This window comes from Clostridium sp., assembly GCF_029267215.1.
GTDB lineage: Bacteria > Bacillota > Clostridia > Clostridiales > Clostridiaceae > Sarcina.
Genome location: NZ_JARIDH010000082.1, coordinates 1 through 17,246, shown reverse-complemented (window position 1 = coordinate 17,246; position 17,246 = coordinate 1). Strand labels below are relative to the sequence as shown.

16 protein-coding genes are annotated in these 17,246 nt (G+C 24.1%); all 16 read left to right on the top strand.

Translation table 11 applies throughout. From position 1 onward, the window contains the following. The first annotated feature begins 451 nt into the window (after positions 1 to 451). Positions 452 to 1,156, top strand: coding sequence for a response regulator transcription factor (locus Q1K13_RS12860; RefSeq protein ID WP_300351675.1), 705 nt, complete (start codon positions 452 to 454; stop codon positions 1,154 to 1,156). Further along, on the top strand, positions 1,131 to 3,389 hold the full coding sequence (locus Q1K13_RS12855; protein ID WP_300351672.1) for a sensor histidine kinase: 2,259 nt from the start codon (positions 1,131 to 1,133) through the stop codon (positions 3,387 to 3,389). The genes Q1K13_RS12860 and Q1K13_RS12855 overlap by 26 nt, the downstream gene beginning before the upstream one ends. A 150-nt stretch (positions 3,390 to 3,539) precedes the next feature. Then, positions 3,540 to 4,589 carry an FUSC family protein gene (locus tag Q1K13_RS12850; RefSeq protein ID WP_300351669.1) on the top strand — a complete coding sequence of 350 codons (1,050 nt, stop codon included), beginning with the start codon at positions 3,540 to 3,542 and terminating at the stop codon, positions 4,587 to 4,589. 651 nt (positions 4,590 to 5,240) lie between these two features. After that, positions 5,241 to 5,741, top strand: coding sequence for a MarR family winged helix-turn-helix transcriptional regulator (locus tag Q1K13_RS12845; protein ID WP_300351666.1), 501 nt, complete (start codon positions 5,241 to 5,243; stop codon positions 5,739 to 5,741). Positions 5,742 to 6,163: 422 nt separating this feature from the next. Then, the gene (locus Q1K13_RS12840; RefSeq protein WP_300351664.1) at positions 6,164 to 6,850 is read left to right on the top strand and encodes a YveK family protein; all 687 of its coding nucleotides are present in this window, start codon (positions 6,164 to 6,166) and stop codon (positions 6,848 to 6,850) included. A gap of 14 nt (positions 6,851 to 6,864) precedes the next feature. Then, positions 6,865 to 7,518, top strand: coding sequence for a CpsD/CapB family tyrosine-protein kinase (locus Q1K13_RS12835; protein WP_300351662.1), 654 nt, complete (start codon positions 6,865 to 6,867; stop codon positions 7,516 to 7,518). A 203-nt stretch (positions 7,519 to 7,721) separates the two neighbouring features. Further along, positions 7,722 to 8,384: a sugar transferase gene (locus Q1K13_RS12830; RefSeq protein WP_300351659.1), complete on the top strand. Its 663-nt coding sequence runs from the start codon at positions 7,722 to 7,724 to the stop codon at positions 8,382 to 8,384. A 16-nt stretch (positions 8,385 to 8,400) separates the two neighbouring features. Beyond that, positions 8,401 to 9,447: a mannose-1-phosphate guanylyltransferase gene (locus Q1K13_RS12825; RefSeq protein WP_300351657.1), complete on the top strand. Its 1,047-nt coding sequence runs from the start codon at positions 8,401 to 8,403 to the stop codon at positions 9,445 to 9,447. A gap of 26 nt (positions 9,448 to 9,473) precedes the next feature. After that, positions 9,474 to 10,208, top strand: coding sequence for a WecB/TagA/CpsF family glycosyltransferase (locus Q1K13_RS12820; protein ID WP_300351654.1), 735 nt, complete (start codon positions 9,474 to 9,476; stop codon positions 10,206 to 10,208). 12 nt (positions 10,209 to 10,220) lie between these two features. Continuing rightward, positions 10,221 to 11,330, top strand: a complete 1,110-nt coding sequence (locus Q1K13_RS12815; protein WP_300351651.1) for a glycosyltransferase family 4 protein — start codon at positions 10,221 to 10,223, stop codon at positions 11,328 to 11,330. Beyond that, a complete protein-coding gene (locus tag Q1K13_RS12810) occupies positions 11,299 to 12,717 on the top strand; it encodes a hypothetical protein (RefSeq protein WP_300351648.1) in 1,419 nt (472 codons plus the stop codon). Before Q1K13_RS12815 ends, Q1K13_RS12810 begins: the two co-directional genes overlap by 32 nt. Then, positions 12,714 to 13,793 (top strand): glycosyltransferase family 4 protein, encoded by a 1,080-nt coding sequence (locus Q1K13_RS12805; protein WP_300351646.1) that lies wholly within the window; start codon positions 12,714 to 12,716, stop codon positions 13,791 to 13,793. Before Q1K13_RS12810 ends, Q1K13_RS12805 begins: the two co-directional genes overlap by 4 nt. Before the next feature lie 5 nt (positions 13,794 to 13,798). Continuing rightward, positions 13,799 to 14,608, top strand: a complete 810-nt coding sequence (locus Q1K13_RS12800; RefSeq protein WP_300351644.1) for a LicD family protein — start codon at positions 13,799 to 13,801, stop codon at positions 14,606 to 14,608. Positions 14,609 to 14,612: 4 nt separating this feature from the next. Then, positions 14,613 to 15,638 carry a glycosyltransferase gene (locus Q1K13_RS12795; RefSeq protein WP_300351641.1) on the top strand — a complete coding sequence of 342 codons (1,026 nt, stop codon included), beginning with the start codon at positions 14,613 to 14,615 and terminating at the stop codon, positions 15,636 to 15,638. Then, a complete protein-coding gene (locus Q1K13_RS12790) occupies positions 15,631 to 16,653 on the top strand; it encodes an acyltransferase (protein WP_300351639.1) in 1,023 nt (340 codons plus the stop codon). Before Q1K13_RS12795 ends, Q1K13_RS12790 begins: the two co-directional genes overlap by 8 nt. Then, the coding region (locus tag Q1K13_RS12785; protein ID WP_300351636.1) for an oligosaccharide flippase family protein at positions 16,646 to 17,246 on the top strand (601 nt) is incomplete at its 3' end. The genes Q1K13_RS12790 and Q1K13_RS12785, both read left to right, overlap by 8 nt.

Sequence of the window (17,246 nt, the reverse complement as noted above, 5' to 3'; positions counted from 1 at the left end):
TTAATATATAGCAAATAAAGGAAAGGAATTATAAAGAAAGTTTTAAAGAGAGAATATAGGAGGTAGTGAAGTAGTTTAAGTTTTAGAAAATAGAGCAATGGATTTATGACGTAAAATAAAAGAAGTTTTAACATATAATTTATTTTTAAATCTCCGCGAAATTAAGTAGGTCTGAAGGGATAGCTAAAATCAACACTCTCTTAAAACAGAGCAATTTTTAAAATGAAATTTTGGAAAGGGGGATAAAGAATTATTAACAAAGTTTAAAGAGTATAAGGAAAGAGTTAAAGATAGAGCTTGTTTTTGACAATAGAAAAGCTTTCTATGATATGATTGTAATTGAATTTAATGGTAAAAATTAGTGTGGATATTTAAAAGAGAATTGAATTTTAATATGAGTTTAAAATATTAAGTTTAATTATGATTGTAGAAAAGAAAGGGAGTAATAAAAATGAATAAGTTTAATATTTTAGTTGTTGAGGATGAAAAGGAAATAGCAGATGCTATAGCTATATATTTAAAAAACCAAGGATACAATGTTTTTAAAGGAAGTAATGGATTAGAGGGGTTAGATATTATTTATAGAGAGGAAATTCACTTAGCTATTGTAGATATAATGATGCCTAAGATGGATGGAGTTACAATGGTTATGAAAGCAAGAGAAAATCATGAATTCCCTATAATAATGCTTTCTGCAAAATCAGAGGATATGGATAAAATTTTAGGATTAAACATAGGTGCTGATGATTATGTAACAAAACCTTTTAATGCTTTAGAACTTTTAGCAAGAGTAAACTCTCAAATTAGAAGATATTCAAAATACTTAAATGTAGTTAAAAAAGATTTAATTGAAACTAATTCATATACAATAGGTGGATTAGAATTAAATTTAGATAGAAAAGAAGTAACCTTAGATGGGGAAATAATAAAAACAACCCCTATAGAATTTAAGATACTTCAATTATTAATGAAAAGTCCTGGAAGAGTTTTTTCAGCTGAAGAAATTTATGAAAGAGTGTGGAATGAAAATGCAGTAAACACAGATACTGTCATGGTCCATGTTAGAAATATAAGAGAAAAAATAGAGATAAATCCAAAGAATCCAAAATATTTAAAGGTGGTGTGGGGTGTTGGCTATAAAATGGAAAGTCAATAAAAATAAAAAAGAAGATGAAACTTATAAGGTTAATTGGGGTGTTACTTTTATAGTATTAATATTATTAATTATATACTCAATAGGATTGATATATAATTATGGCTTAATAGAGAATATTGCTAAAGAAAATATGAAAAAAAATTATAGTGTTTTTAATAACAATAATTTAAAGGAGAGGATATATTCAACTAACTATGGAATATACTTTGATACCATTGAAAAAGAAGCTAATAGTGAAGGAAAGAGCATAAATTTAGTAAATGAATTTTTTTCATTAGAGGATAATAAGAACCATAAAGAAGCTAAAGATTATGAAGAACGGGTTAAAGAGGATGAAAGTAATTTAAATAATTATATTAAAGAAAGAATTGAAAGCTTAAATTATTTAGAAAACTTAGAGGTATATGCCATAAATTCATCTGGAAAAACAGTATTTAATAGCAATAAAGAGCAGGAGTGGATGCTTGAAGCCTTGGCTAAAGGAGAAAAAATAGAGAAAAAAGATTTAAATGATTATTTTAGATTTTGTGTTGTTATAAAGTTTGATGATAGAGGAAAAATTACTATAGAGGATGCTTATGGAGAAAATGGTTTTAATGTTAGAAAGAATTTAAGTAATTATTCATATAGATATTCCTATGATGGAAGGGTGTTTAATGATTATGAGCTTAAACCAATAAAAAATATGACCTATGTTTATGCAGTTCCAAAGGAATTAAAATATAAAGATTCCCTTTATGCAAGTGAAATTAACCAATGGTATTATGAGGTTAATGATGCTAGTTTAATATTTATTATGATAGCAGTTTGTTTAGCCTTAATACTTGCAGTTATAATTCCATTTAGATATTCAAAAAATATATTGGGATTTAAAACATTTAAAAAAATACCATTAGAAATTAATTTTGTTTTATTAAGCATTTTAATAGCCATAATTGCTGAATGTGGGAACTTTTTAATAGTTTCAACTCTTGAAGGGAGATTAAGAGAAATATTTAAAACAACTAGCATGCCATTTTTAGATCAAGCTACCTATTTATTAAATTTTGCTTACTGGATTTTTGTTTTAGGTGATTTATTATATGAGGTTGTTTATGTTAAATATATATTTAATTCTGGATTTAAAAACTTTTTGAAAAATCATTGTATTATTTATAAATTAAAGAATTTTATATTAGATGGAATTAAAAAGTGTATTAAATACATTAAGAAAATAGATTTAAATAAAAAGAGTGATAAACTTCTTTTAATATTAGTAGGAATTAATTTCATAATTGTTTCAATACTTTGCTCAATGTGGTTTGTTGGAATAATAGGAGCAGTTGTTTATTCAATAATATTATTTCATTTTGGAAGAAAGTATTTTAATAAGTTAAAAAGTGATTATAACAAAATTTTAGATAAAACTAGAGAAATAGCTCATGGAAAACTAGAATTAACTAAAAATGAAGAGAAAGAAGATATGGGACTTTTTAATCCTTTAAATGAAGAACTAAATCATATTAAAAATGGATTTAAAAAGGCTGTTGATGAAGAGGTTAAAAGCCAAAAAATGAAGACAGAGCTTATATCAAATGTTTCTCATGATTTAAAAACTCCACTAACTTCCATAATAGCTTATGTTGATTTATTAAAAAATGAAAAAGATGAAGAAAAAAGAAAAGCTTATTTAGAAACTTTAGATAAAAAATCTCAAAGATTAAAATTCTTAATAGAAGATTTATTTGAAGTGAGTAAGGCTACAAGTGGAAATATAAGTTTAAACTTAATGGATATTGATATTTCATATCTTTTGAGACAGGTTATAGTAGAATTAGATGACAAGATAAGTGAGGCAGGATTAGATTTTAGACTAAACCTACCAGATAAAAAGGTGGTGCTAAAGCTAGATAATCAAAGAACTTATAGAATATTTGAAAATCTAATTATAAACGTAGTTAAATATGCCATGAAAAATTCAAGAGTATATGTGGATATTAATGAAAGTGAAAGTGATGTTGAAATTATAATAAAGAACATATCAGAAAATGAGATTACCTTTAACTCAGAGGAGATTTCAGATAGATTTGTAAGAGGAGATAAATCACGTAACACAGAAGGATCAGGATTAGGTCTTGCCATAGTTAAGAGTTTTGTTGAAATTCAAGGAGGAATGTTTAAAGTAGAAGTGGATGGAGATTTATTCAAAGCCATAATAAACTTTAAAGTGGATTATAAAGAAAATCTAATTTAAATTTAAGATTTTTATTAAGAGTTAATTGATTAGAGTTTAAAGATTGTAAAAAATCTTTAAACTCTAATTTTTGTTTTAACTTTAATTCACTAACTTTAATAAATATGGTATAATGCTCAACAGAATAAATAACTAAAGGGGAAATATGGGATGATAGAAAGTATAAAAAAGAATTTAAAACCTAAAATTCTTGTAAATAACTTAATATTGATAGTTGGAATAATTTTATTTGTCTCTTTATATGGAAAAGTATTTGGAAGTTCTAACACTCTTATAGGGGTTTGTGTTATAACTGCAATGCTAATGTTTGCAAATGTTCATTTAAGTTTAAAATTAAATGAAGCCATTATAACTACAATATTATCTTTCGTTTTCATGGGATTTTTAACTCAAATATCTTCAATGAACATATTTCTAGTATTAGTGATAAATTTTATAGGTATTTTCATAGTTTCATATTTAGTTACTAACACTATGGAAACAAAGGCATATTTACCTTTTATGCTTTGTTATGTATTTATAGAAGGAAATCCTGTTTCTTGGAGTGAATTTCCAAAAAGACTTATGGCATTGCTTGTTGGAGGAATATTAATATCTGCAGTTTATTATTTCAGTCATAGAAAAAAAGATGATTCAGAACATATTAATATAAGTGAAATGATAAAAACTATGGACAAGAACTCTCTTCAATTTAACTTTTCTTTAAGAATGGCAATATCAGTTTCACTTGCTATGCTACTTGGAAGTTTAATTGGTGCTCAAAAATCAATGTGGATAAGTATTTCAGCTATGTCAATAACTCAGCCACATTTTGAGGATTCTAAAACAAAAAGTAAAGAAAGATTTTTTGGAACTTTAATAGGAGCAGGGATATTTTTAGTGTTGTTTGGATATATTATTCCAAAACATTTTAGTAATATAGTTTTACTTATTTTAAGTTATATATACACTTTTATTAATGAATATAAAATAAAAATGATATTTACAACTATGAGTTCTTTAGGAGCTGCAATGATTTTATTCCAACCAGGAGTTTCAGTGCCTATGAGAATAATTTTTATATCTTTAGGAATAGTAATAGCCTTAATAGTAAATAAAGTTATATATGGTTGGTATAAATTAGAGAAAGAAAATGAGATGTTAGAAGAAATTAAAAAAGAGAAAAATAGAGAAATAGATAAGGTTACAAATGAATTTTAGACTAAATTTATAAAATTAAATTTAGATATATTAAAGAGGGCTGCATCAGAATATAATAATAAAACTTACAAATATATTCCTAGAATTACTAGATTTCGCTAAGAATTTATAATCATTACTACGAAAATATCACTAAAGCTTAGAAACTTGCTACGCTTCGAACAATCTAAGCTTTTTAACGTGATATTTTCTACGTAATAATTTAAATTCTAAAGCTCATCTAGATATTCTCTTCATATTATTTGTAAGTTTTATAAAAAGTTATTTTGATATAGGCCTTTTTTCTTTTGAAAGTATTTTTAATTAATAACTCTGTTTTTAGAAAGTCTTGATTTTAGTTATCACATAAGACCTATTTAGATACACTAGATATAAATATATAAAGATTTATTAAGATAAACTTTGATATCAATAAGAACTACTTAATATATACACTAGTTTAAAAGAGAGAGGTAAAAGTAGTTTTAGTGGCTTTCTTAAAGGATTTATTTAACTTATATAATAGTTTAAAAGAGAGCCTAATAAAAAAAACTATTAAGAGATTCAAAGTTAAATAATAAAATGTTAACTTTATATACATTGATTTTAATGCTAAAATATGAGAATTTTAGTAGTGTTAAGAGTTATATATTCAGTTTTTTGGAGGAAATTATGAAAAACAAAGAGCAGAGGGCAGAAAAAATATTAGATATTATGAAAAGAGTGGCTAAAGATGACTATAATAAGGATGATTTGACTTATGCTATTAATTTGTGCTCAAAATTGATTAAAAATAGAATGAATAAAGAACTAGAGAAAGAGGGAATAACAGTAGCTCAATTTATTCTTTTAAAAGATGTTGAACTTCATTTGAATTTAGAAAAAAATGATGAACTTACACCAGTATTAATTGCTTCCAGACTTGATATGGACAAGCCAACCATATCTGGAATAATAAATAGACTTATATACAAAGGATACTTAGATAAGCTTCCTAATGAGAATGATAGAAGATCATACTTAGTAACATTAACAGAGAAAGCTAAAATACAAATGGAATCTTTTGAAAAAATAAATAGAGAAATTGTAGAATTAGCTATTTCAGGAATTGATAAAGAAAAATTGTATATTTTTGGAGAGGTATTATCAGAGGTTATGATAAATGTAAGATAAATTTAGTTTTAGAATATTATTTGAAAAATAAAAAAAAGTTAACAGAAAGTTAATAATTATATTGATTAAAATATATGTTGAAAAAAGTCATATGATAAAAGTTTTTTAAAAATAAAAAATGAATAATTAAGAAATAATATATTAAATTTTTGATATATTAGGATTTATTTTTATAAAAAAGGTTATTTTTTTAGAATTATAAATTTAGTATTTTTTTATTGGAAAAAATAATTATTTTTTTAAGAAAAAGATTAATTTAAATATATTTTAAAGTTTTTTTAAAAACAAAAAAAGTAAAAATAAAACAATTTACAATAATTAGAAATACTATTTATTAAAATTTAAAAATGGTATATTATAGATTAGTGAGATAAATTTAAAAATAAGATAAAAACTAAACAAGAAATAAAGTGGGAGGATTCATGGAAGAAAATACTATAAGCTTACAAGAGATTGCTTATGCATTAAAGAAAAGATGGAAGTTAATAGCTTTAATAACAATTGGGGCTACATTAATATCAGCAATATTAAGTTTTTTTGTTATAAAGCCACAGTATGAAGCTACAACTAAACTTTTCATTGGTAAGCAAGAAACACAAGGAAGTACTAATTATGACAATAATGATGTTATGATGTACCAAAAACTTATGAAAACTTATTCTGAAATTCTTAAAACTTCAGACTTAGTAACTAAGGCAACTAAAAATGCAAATTTAAATTATAATGATAAAGAAATTAAAAAAATATTAGGAAATCTTACAGTTACACCTAGTGCTGATACACAGATTTTAGATATTAAATATAAGTGTGGAAGTCCTAAGGATGCTTTAACTTTGACTAAGGCAATTACATATGAATTTATTTCTGAATCTAAAAAACTTATACCAAATGGTAATGTTCAAATAATTCAAGCGCCTCAGCTTCCAGAATACCCTGAAAGTCCTAATAAGAAGCTTAACATACTTATTGCTTTTATTTTAGGATTAATGGTTGGAGTTGGAGTAGTTTTACTACTTGAATATTTAGACAATACATTTAAATCAAGAGAAGAATTAGAAAAAGCTTTAGATTTACCTATAATAGGAACAATACCCGATTATACGGAATAAGGAGGAAGAATTAAATGTTAATATTAGAAAGTAATCCAATGTCAGTTGCTGCTGAAAGTTATAGAACATTAAGAACTAATATACAGTATTCATCCTTTGATAAACCTGTAAAATCTATTGTTGTTACTAGTTCAGAACCAGGAGAAGGTAAATCAACAACGGCAGCTAATCTAGCAATATCATTTGCTAAGGATGGAAAAAAAGTAATAATAATTGACTGTGACTTAAGAAAACCAGTTGTTCATAAGGAATTTGGAATAAGTAATTCAGTTGGTTTATCAGAATTTTTAATTGGAAAGGTTGAATTTAATAAGGTAGTTTATAAACATGAATCAGGACTTCATGTTATGCCTTCTGGAACAATTCCTCCAAATCCAGCAGAAATGGTAGCTTCAAAGGCTATGGAACATCTTTTAAATCAATTAGAAGATAAGTATGATTACATAATACTAGATGCCCCTCCAGTAAACGCTGTGGCAGATCCTAAAATACTTTCAACAAAGGTAGATGGAACAATATTAGTTGTTAAATATGGATATGCAAAAAAAGAGGGAGTAATAGAAGCTTCTAAAAACTTAAAGGCCGTTAATGCAAACATAATTGGAATTGTATTTAATGGAGAAGAACAAAGAAGAAGTGGATATTATCACTACTATAAAAAAGATTAATAAATTTTAATAACAGCTTTCCACCCTATGAATGGGTGGGTAAGTTGGGTTTTGTTATGGAAAAAAACATAAATTAAGGTTATTATTGGTGGGGTTATAGTGTTTTTATATAAAGTTATGTAAACAAATATTTAAAATTACAATTATGATAAAACGTGGTTAGGTAGAATTAAAAGTTAATTTGGTTAGGGGGTAAGCTTAATATGTATGAATCTCTGGAAAAGATTCAAAAAGAAGAAAAAAAAACGAATGAAGGGAAAAAAAGCTACTTAATTTGTAAACGAACTATAGATTTGGTTGCATCAATATTTGGATTAATAGTTTTAAGTCCATTAATTTTAATAATAACAATTTTAATTAAGGTTGAAGATCCAAAGGGAAAAGTTTTTTTTTCTCAAAAAAGAGTTGGACAAAATGGCAAGGAATTTTATATGTATAAATTTAGATCTATGGTTAGTAATGCAGAAGAGTTAAAAGAAAAATTAATGGCTCAGAATGAAATGAGCGGGCCAATGTTTAAAATGAAGCATGATCCAAGGATAACTAAGATTGGAAGGTTTATAAGAAAGACAAGCATAGATGAGCTTCCTCAACTTATAAATGTTCTAAAAGGGGAAATGAGTTTAGTTGGACCTAGACCAAGTCTTCCTAAGGAAGTGGCTCAATTTGAACCATGGATGATGGAAAGACTTGAAGTAAAACCTGGATTAACATGTTATTGGCAGGTTATGGGGAGAAATGATATAGGATTTCAAGAATGGATGAAGCTTGATCTTAAATACGTGGAAGAAAGAAACACATTAGTTGATATAAAATTAATAATTAAAACATTTTTTGTGCTTTTTGGAGATAAAAGTGCAAGCTAAAGGGGAGATAGTATAAATGTTATGTGCATTAATAATGGCAGGGGGAAAAGGAACAAGATTTTGGCCTTTATCAACTGAAGAAAAACCAAAACAATTCTTAAGATTAATAGGCGAAAAAACTATGATACAAATGACTATAGATAGAGTTAAACCTATTATTCCTATAGAAAGAATATTTGTGTGTACTGGTGAAAAATATGTTGATTTAGTAAAAGAACAATTACCAGAATTACCACTTAGAAATATAATTGTTGAACCAGAAGGAAGAAATACTGCACCTTGTATAGCTTTATCAGCTTTAGTTATTAAAAGATATTATGAAGATGCTACTATGGTTGTCTTACCTTCAGATCATTTAATAAACAATGAAAATCGATTTAGAGAGATACTTTTAGATGGAGAAGAGTATTTAAAAGAAAATAAAGAAGCTATTCTTACCTTAGGCATGACTCCTAATAGGGCTGAAACTGGATATGGATATATTAAGTTTACTGAAAATAAGAGTTTAGTAAATAATAGTGAAGTTATTAAGGTTGAAAAATTTGTTGAGAAACCTAATAAAGAAAAAGCGGAAGAATATTTAGAGGATGGTTCATACCTTTGGAATGGGGGAATGTTCCTGTGGACTGTTGATAACATAATAAACAGAATAAAAGAACATATTCCAAATACTTATGAAGCCTTAAAAGAAATAGAAGAAGTGAATGAAGAAAAACTTCAAGAACTTATAAATAATAATTATAAAAAGACAGACTCTATTTCAGTTGATTATGCAGTTTTAGAAAATGCAGATGAGATAAGAGTTATTCCAAGTGATATTGGATGGGATGACATTGGAACTTGGAGATCTGTAGAAAGATATAGAGAAAAAGATATTAATAATAATATTATAGATGAAAATGTTAGAGTTATAGAATCAAAATCTAATATGGCTATTAATAAGGAAAAAAGAGTAGTTATGATTGGAATAGAAGATATTATGACTGTTGAAACAGAAGATACTATTTTTATAGTTAAGAAGGATTATATGGATAATCTTAGAGACTATAGGGAAGTGTTATAAAAATTAATGATGAAAGTGTTGATAATATGAGTAGAATGAATTTTCTTAATACAGAAGTCGATAATTTAACTATGGATGAAGCAATAAATAGGGCTGAAGAATTAATTTTAAATAAGAAACCAAGCTATGTTGTTACTCCTAATGTTGACCATATAGTTAAATTAGAAAGTGATAAGGAATTTCAAGATGTATATAAAAATGCAGATTTAATTTTAACTGATGGAATGCCTTTAATATGGATATCAAAAATTAAGGGTAATCCAATAAAAGAAAAAATATCTGGATCAGATTTTTTTCCAAAATTTTGTGAAAGAGCGGCAAATAAGGGATATAGTATGTTCTTATTAGGGGCTGCTGAAGGAGTTGCTGCTAAAGCTGCAGATAATTTAAAAAGAAAATATGAGGGTCTTAATATAGTAGGAACATATTCTCCAAGCTATGGTTTTGAGAAAAAAGATGATGAGATAAAAGAAATAATAAAAATGATTAACAAAGTAAAACCAGATATACTAGCAGTTGGGCTTGGTGCACCTAAACAAGAAAAGTTTTTATATAAGTATAAGAATGAATTGAATGTTCCAATTTCACTAGCTATAGGAGCTAGTATAGATTTTGAAGCAGGGAATATAAATAGAGCACCAAGATGGATGCAAAATTGTGGATTAGAATGGTTTTATAGATTATGTAAAGAACCGAAAAGAATGTTTAAAAGATATATAGTTGATGATTTGAAGATATTATCAATTATTAGAAAATATTAATTGGAGATTAAGATGAATATATTGTATTTAAGTTTAGGAAGAGAATATGGAGGTACAGAAAAAGTTGTTGAAAATTTAATTGATAGTTTTAGTGATAATTATGAAAATAATATAACTATAGTAGCTTTGGAAAATACTCGCTTTTTTGAAGTTTTAAATTTAAAATATAAAGAAAATAACAATATAGTAATTAAAGGGTTATTATATGATAGTAAACAAATATTTAAAAATATTTGTTTATTAAGAATAATATTGAAAAATAATGATTTTGACATAGTTCATTTACATTCAATATTCTCTAACCTTATATTTCAATTAGCTAATATAGGATTGAAGAATAAAAATATTGTTACTGTACATAGTAGATCGGATTTTGATAGAAAAAAAGGAATCAAAAATATTTTAATGAATAAAATTGAAATAAAATTGCTTAAACGAAATAATAAAGTTATTGCTGTTTCTGAATCAATAAGAGAATATTTATATAATAAAATAAGTAATGTATATGTAATACATAATGGAATAAAAGGTATAAAATATGAATCTAATAATATTCATATTAATGAATTTGATAGAGATAAATTTTTAGTTATTTTTATTGGAAGATTGACAGAAGTTAAAGGTATTTATAATTTAGTTAAAATAATTAAAAAAATTAAATATATAAATAAAAAAATTGAATTTTTAATTCTAGGTGAAGGTGAATTAAGAGAATATTTGGAATGTGAAATTTTAAAAAATAAACTTGATAATGTTAAACTGCTAGGATTTAAAGAAAATGTAGGAGAATATCTTTTTAGCAGTGATTTACTAATAATGCCATCTAATATGGAAGGGATACCAATAACTATATTGGAAGCTATTAGTTGTGGTATTCCTTGTGTAGCATCAAATGTTGGAGGTATTCCTGAAATAATAAATGATACTAATGGAGTATTATACGAAAACTATGATATAGATGATGCTGTATCAAAACTAGATTTTTTAGAAAATAATAAGGGAAAAATGGAAAATTTGAAACGAAATTGTAAAATAGATTTTGAATTGAAATGGAATATAGATAAATTTTATATAGAATACAAAAAGCAATATGAGAATATTATTAAAGATAGGTGTGATTAATATAAAGAATAATAAATTAATTTTAGTTTATGTAGTACTTATTACAATTTTTAAGTTAATTGGTTTAAATACAATGTTGACATCTTCAGTAATTATGTTGCTATTAATATTAATTGAAAATAAATACAAAAGCTTAAATACAATGTTAGTATTATCCATATTTGCTCCAAGTTACTTAATAACACATGGAGTTATAATTTATGTTTTATTAAAATCTATGTTATCAAAATTAGTAATAAAGAAAGATATTAATTTTAAATTTTATATAACATTTATTAGTTTGTCACTTATATCATATTCTATTAGTTTAGTAAATGATTTTTCTTTCATACCATTAATAATATATGGTTTTATGATTTTTTCTTTATATTATATGTATTTTGTTTTTAAAAGTGATAAAGAAGATAATTTAAAGGAATTTTATTATTTATGTAAGCTACAGATAATACCAGTTGTTGCTCAATGCATTTTTTTGTTGAAAAACGGAACTTTTTATCCAGACTGTATTACAGGAACTTGTGATAATGCTAATACAATTTCTATAATTCTATTAATTTATTTAATATTAATTTATAAAGACAGTACTATATCATTTAATAAAAAAGTATATAATTTAATTGTTTATGGATTTATTATATATTTATCAGGAGCAAAGTTAATATCATTAATTTTTATATTTATAATTATTACTATTAATGTATTTGTGAATTTTGAAAAAAAGACATTGCTGAAAATATCAATTACTTTATTCGTATTATCACTTATTATAGTATCTTTACCTTTAACAACTAGTTTATTAAAAAATGTAGTTGATGAAAATAATCTTAATTATTATATAACTAATGATAATATGAATTTAAAATTCAGAGCTTATAAATATACCTTTAATAATATAAATGGAGTTAATAATTTAATAGGTGTTGGTGTAGGAAGATATGGATCTAAAACTGCAAATTTATTGGCATATGATACAATGTATAAACCAGATGACAAATTGATGATAGCAAAATTTTTAAAGCCTAAAACTAATGAGGAATATAGATATATTGCTAGTTCATTTACTAAAAGTTTTTTTGAAAATATATCGAATTTTAGTGGAGTTTTATCATACCCTCAAAATAGTATTGTTACTATAAAAGGTGAGATTGGGTATTTGGGACTATTGTTATTTAGTTTATTTATATTATTTAATATAAGATTTTTATATAAAAATATGGTGTACAAAATAAATTACAAAGAAAGTTATTGTTCAATAATATTTATAGTATCATTAGCTATTTTAAGCTTTTTTGATAATTTTTTAGAAATGAACAATGTAATGCTATTATTTATGTTTATATTGTCATTAGCTTATAAGTTTAATTATGGAAAAGAGAGTATAAAATGAATAAAAAAATAAAATTAACTTACGTTATTTCTGAAATGAAAATAGGTGGAGCTGAAAAATTACTAGAAGATATATTAGAAAGATTAGATAAAAATGTATATGATATATATTTAATTGTATTAGGGGAAAAAATAGAAAATGAATTGTACTTTAATATGAAAAAATATGTAAAAAATATATTTTTTTGCAACAAAGTCGGTAAAGAGTTTTTTAAAACATCATTTAAGATTATAAAGATATTAAGAAAAATAAAAACTGATGTGATACATATACATACATCTATAAGTCATATAGTTATGTTAGGAATTATTTTAAATAGAGTTAATAGTAGATTTTATACAATACATAGTATGCCAGAATTTGATTCTCCAGGGATAAAAAAACATATTAACTCTGTATTGTTTAATAAATTTAATCTGAAGGCAATAGCCATTTCAAAAACAATAGAAATGAGGAGTAAAGAATACTTTAATACTAGTAATATAATATGTATAGAAAATGGAATTGATACATCTAAATTTAACGGAGATGATATAATAAATAGAAAACCTAACAATATATTGCACGTTGGAAGGTTTGTAGATGTTAAGAATCAAGAAATACTAATTAAAAGTGTTAGCAAAATAAAAGAAGAATTTAAATTAACTTTTGTTGGTGATGGAGAAACTTTAAAGAAAAATATGGATTTAACAAATAAATTATGTTTAAATGAAAAAATAAAATTTTTGGGATATAGAAATGATATAGCAAATATTATGAACCAAAATTCTATATTTGTTTTGTGTTCTAAAGTAGAAGGTGCTCCTATAAGTATTGTTGAGGCTATGTCTAATGGTATGTGTATAATAGCAACAAATGTTGGAGGAATTTCTGATTTTATAGAAAATGGAAAAGAAGGATTTTTGTTAAATGATAATATTGAAGAATCTTTAAGAGAAAAAATAGAATATTTGATAAAAAATAAAGAGGAAATAGTAAAGCTAGGCAAAGCTGCTAAAAAGAAAGCTACTATGTATGATATAAATGTATGTGTAAAAAAACATGATAATTTATATAGAATCTTTAAAGGAGAATAATTAATATGTGTTTAAGGGATGCACAAGTTTTAATGACTACTATACTAAGAGATATAGATAAAATTTGTAAAAAAAATAATATAAATTATTGGATAGAGTCAGGGACTTTATTGGGAGCTGTAAGACATGGTGGATTTATTCCATGGGATGATGATATAGATATAGGTATGCTTAGAAGCGATTATAATAAATTTTTAAAGGTTTGTGTAGAAGAACTACCTAATGATTTGTTTTTAAAAAATTTTAATACTGATAAGAGTATGATATGTCAATGGAGTAAAATAGTTCATAAAAATAGTGAGTTTATAGAAGAAAGTGGGATAAATGGTCTATTTGTAGATATTTTTCCTTATGACTTTTTTGATTCAGAAGGTAAAGTATTGAAAGAAAAAAATAAATTAGCTAAATTTTATGAAATTAGTGTGAATTCAAATAAAGTATTTAAAAATAATTTTATTAAGAATATAAAGCCCAATATTAAAATATTAGTATGTAAAATTTTATCTTTTTTTTATAGAGATAAAGATTATTATAAATTTTATAACAGAGCTAAAAATATCTCAACTAAGTCTAATGATATTAATAATGAAATTATTTGTTATGGTATAGAAGTTTCTGGATTTAATAATTTTTTTAATATAAATGATATATTTCCGTTAAAAAGTATTAAGTTTGAAGATATATATGTTTTAGCTCCTAGAAATGAGAAAAACTGTTTGAATGAATATTATGGTGATAATTATATGGAATTACCAGAAGAAAAAATGAGAGTTTATCATAATAAAGGTATTAAAATATTTAACAATAGGGAGTAGTTATATGGAAAAATTAAATTGTAAAATGATTATTCATAATGTAGAATCTCCTCATTTAAATCAGATAATTGCGGGTTTTGTTGAACTAAAGAAACAAGGATTAATTTCTATTGATAAAGAAATAATTAATGACTCTCAATTAAGCTATATTGAGGTTTTAATAAATAATAATATTAGAGTTATTTATGAAACTCAAGATAGCGGAGATGTATTTGCGTGTGATTTTGACAAGGATGAAATAGACTTTTATTTTAAAAGAAGCTTTAAATGTGATATGAAAAAAAATATTTCAGATAAAATATATCCATTAGGACTTAACTATGATGTTAATTCTAAGTATGGGGATTTTCATAGTTTTAAATATAATGCAAAAAATTTGTTGAAAAAAATGTTAAAAAAAGGTAAAAATAAATTTTATATAGAAGATTTTGAATGTGAAAATTCTAATTGTGATGGTAAGATTTGTTTTTTAACTAGATTTTGGAATCCCGATAGTGAAGAGGTTGAGAATGAAACGATTAGAAATGAAAGAATTAATATAAATAAATTTAGAGCTAACTGTATAAGAAGTTGTAAAAAAAAATATGGTAATAAATTTCTGGGTGGAGCTTATAAAGATGAATATTCATTAGAAAATTATAAAGATTGTGTAATTTTTGATAGTAGTATTACAGAAAGAGAAAAATATTTAGATATACTAAAAGGTTATGATATATGTATCGCTACTAAAGGATTACATAATTCTATAGGATGGAAATTTGCTGAATATGTTGCTATGGGTAAAATTATAATTTCAGAACCACTAGATTATGAGGTGCCAGGTAATTTTGATAAAAATAAAAATTATTTAGAATTTAATAATGTTGAAGAGTTAATTGAAAAAATAGATTTGATAAAAAAAGACAGTAAATTAGCTACTAAATTGAAAGAAAATAATGAAAAGTACTATAGAGATTATTTAAGACCAGATAAGTTAATAATTAATACATTTAAGATTGTTTTTAATAATAGAGGTTTAGATTATGAATAAAAAAATTGAAAGAAAATCAAATTTTGAATTATTAAGAATTATATGTATGATTATGATAGTAATCCTACATACTCTTGGACATGGAGGAGCATTAGACGGGACAAGCATAGGAAATTATAATTTTATTATAGTTAATTTATTAGAGTCTATATCTATAGTTGGTGTAAATTGTTATGTAATTATATCTGGATTTTTTAATATAAAATCAAGTTTTAGATTGCATAAAATTTTGAAAATATATGTAGAGGTAATTTTTTATTCAGTTAGTATATTTTTAATATTTTTTTTATTTAAAATATCTACATTAACCTTAAAAGATTTTTTGCAAGCTATATTTCCAATAATTATGCAAACTTGGTGGTTTGTAAGTATATTCTTGGTATTATATATATTATCATTTTATATAAATAAATTACTTATAGTACTTTCTTTAAGAGAATATACTATATTAAATATAGTTATGTTTTTGGTATTTGTAATGTGGCCATCAATACCTAAAGCGGTTCCAATTGACAACGAATCAGGTTATAGTTTGTATTATTTTATATTTTTATATATCATAGGTGCATATATAAGATTATTTTTTTATGATTTAAAAATTAAGAAGACTTTAACATTAAGTATTTATATAGTTACAGGAATTTTGCTAGCATTATTTAATATATTTACTTCATATATTTTGGATAGAGCATATGGAAAGTATTCTTATAATTTTGGACTTGTATTTATAATGTCGGTTGCTTTATTTTTGTTTTTTAAAGAAATAGAAATAAAAAATACATATATAAATAAAATTTCTAGTTTGACATTCGGTGTATATTTAATACATGATAATCCTTTGGTAAGAAATGTTATATATAAATGTTTTAATTACAAAAATTATTTTAATAAAAATAATTTTTTAATTTATACAATAGCTATTGTTTTATTTATATTTATTTGTTCAATTTTAATTGAACTTTTAAGAAAAAAATTTTTTGAGTTTTTGAATAGGATTAGGGGGAAATATGAGTAAGTCTATATCAAAGAATATAATATTTAAGTTCTTACTAAATATTTTTAACGTAGTAGTTCCTATAATCATAGGTCCTTATGTCCTTAGAGTATTAGGGCCTGATTTAATGGGTACTATAAACTTTTCACAAACTATATATGGATATTTCTTCATATTTGCAGGGTTTGGAGTTTATCAATATGGTTTAAGGGAAATTAGTAGAGTAAGAGATGATAAGGAAAAATTATCACAAGTATTTACTAGTTTATTTACATTAACTTTAATCACTAATATAGTTACAACTTTATCATATATAGCTTTTATAAAAGTAAGTTATTCAGGAAGTGAACTATACGTTGCTTGTATGATATTAACATTTAACCTTTTAGCTAATATGTTTTATACAGAATGGGTTAATGAAGGATTAGAAAATTATGATTTTATAACAATAAAAACCATAATAATAAGAGCAGTTTATGTTGTTTTATTATTTGTTTTTGTTAGAACTGCAAATAATTTTAAAGAATATATGATTTTATTAGTGGTGTCAACATTCTTAAATAATATAGCTAGCTTTTTCTATATTAAGAAGAGAATACCTTTTAATTTTAAAG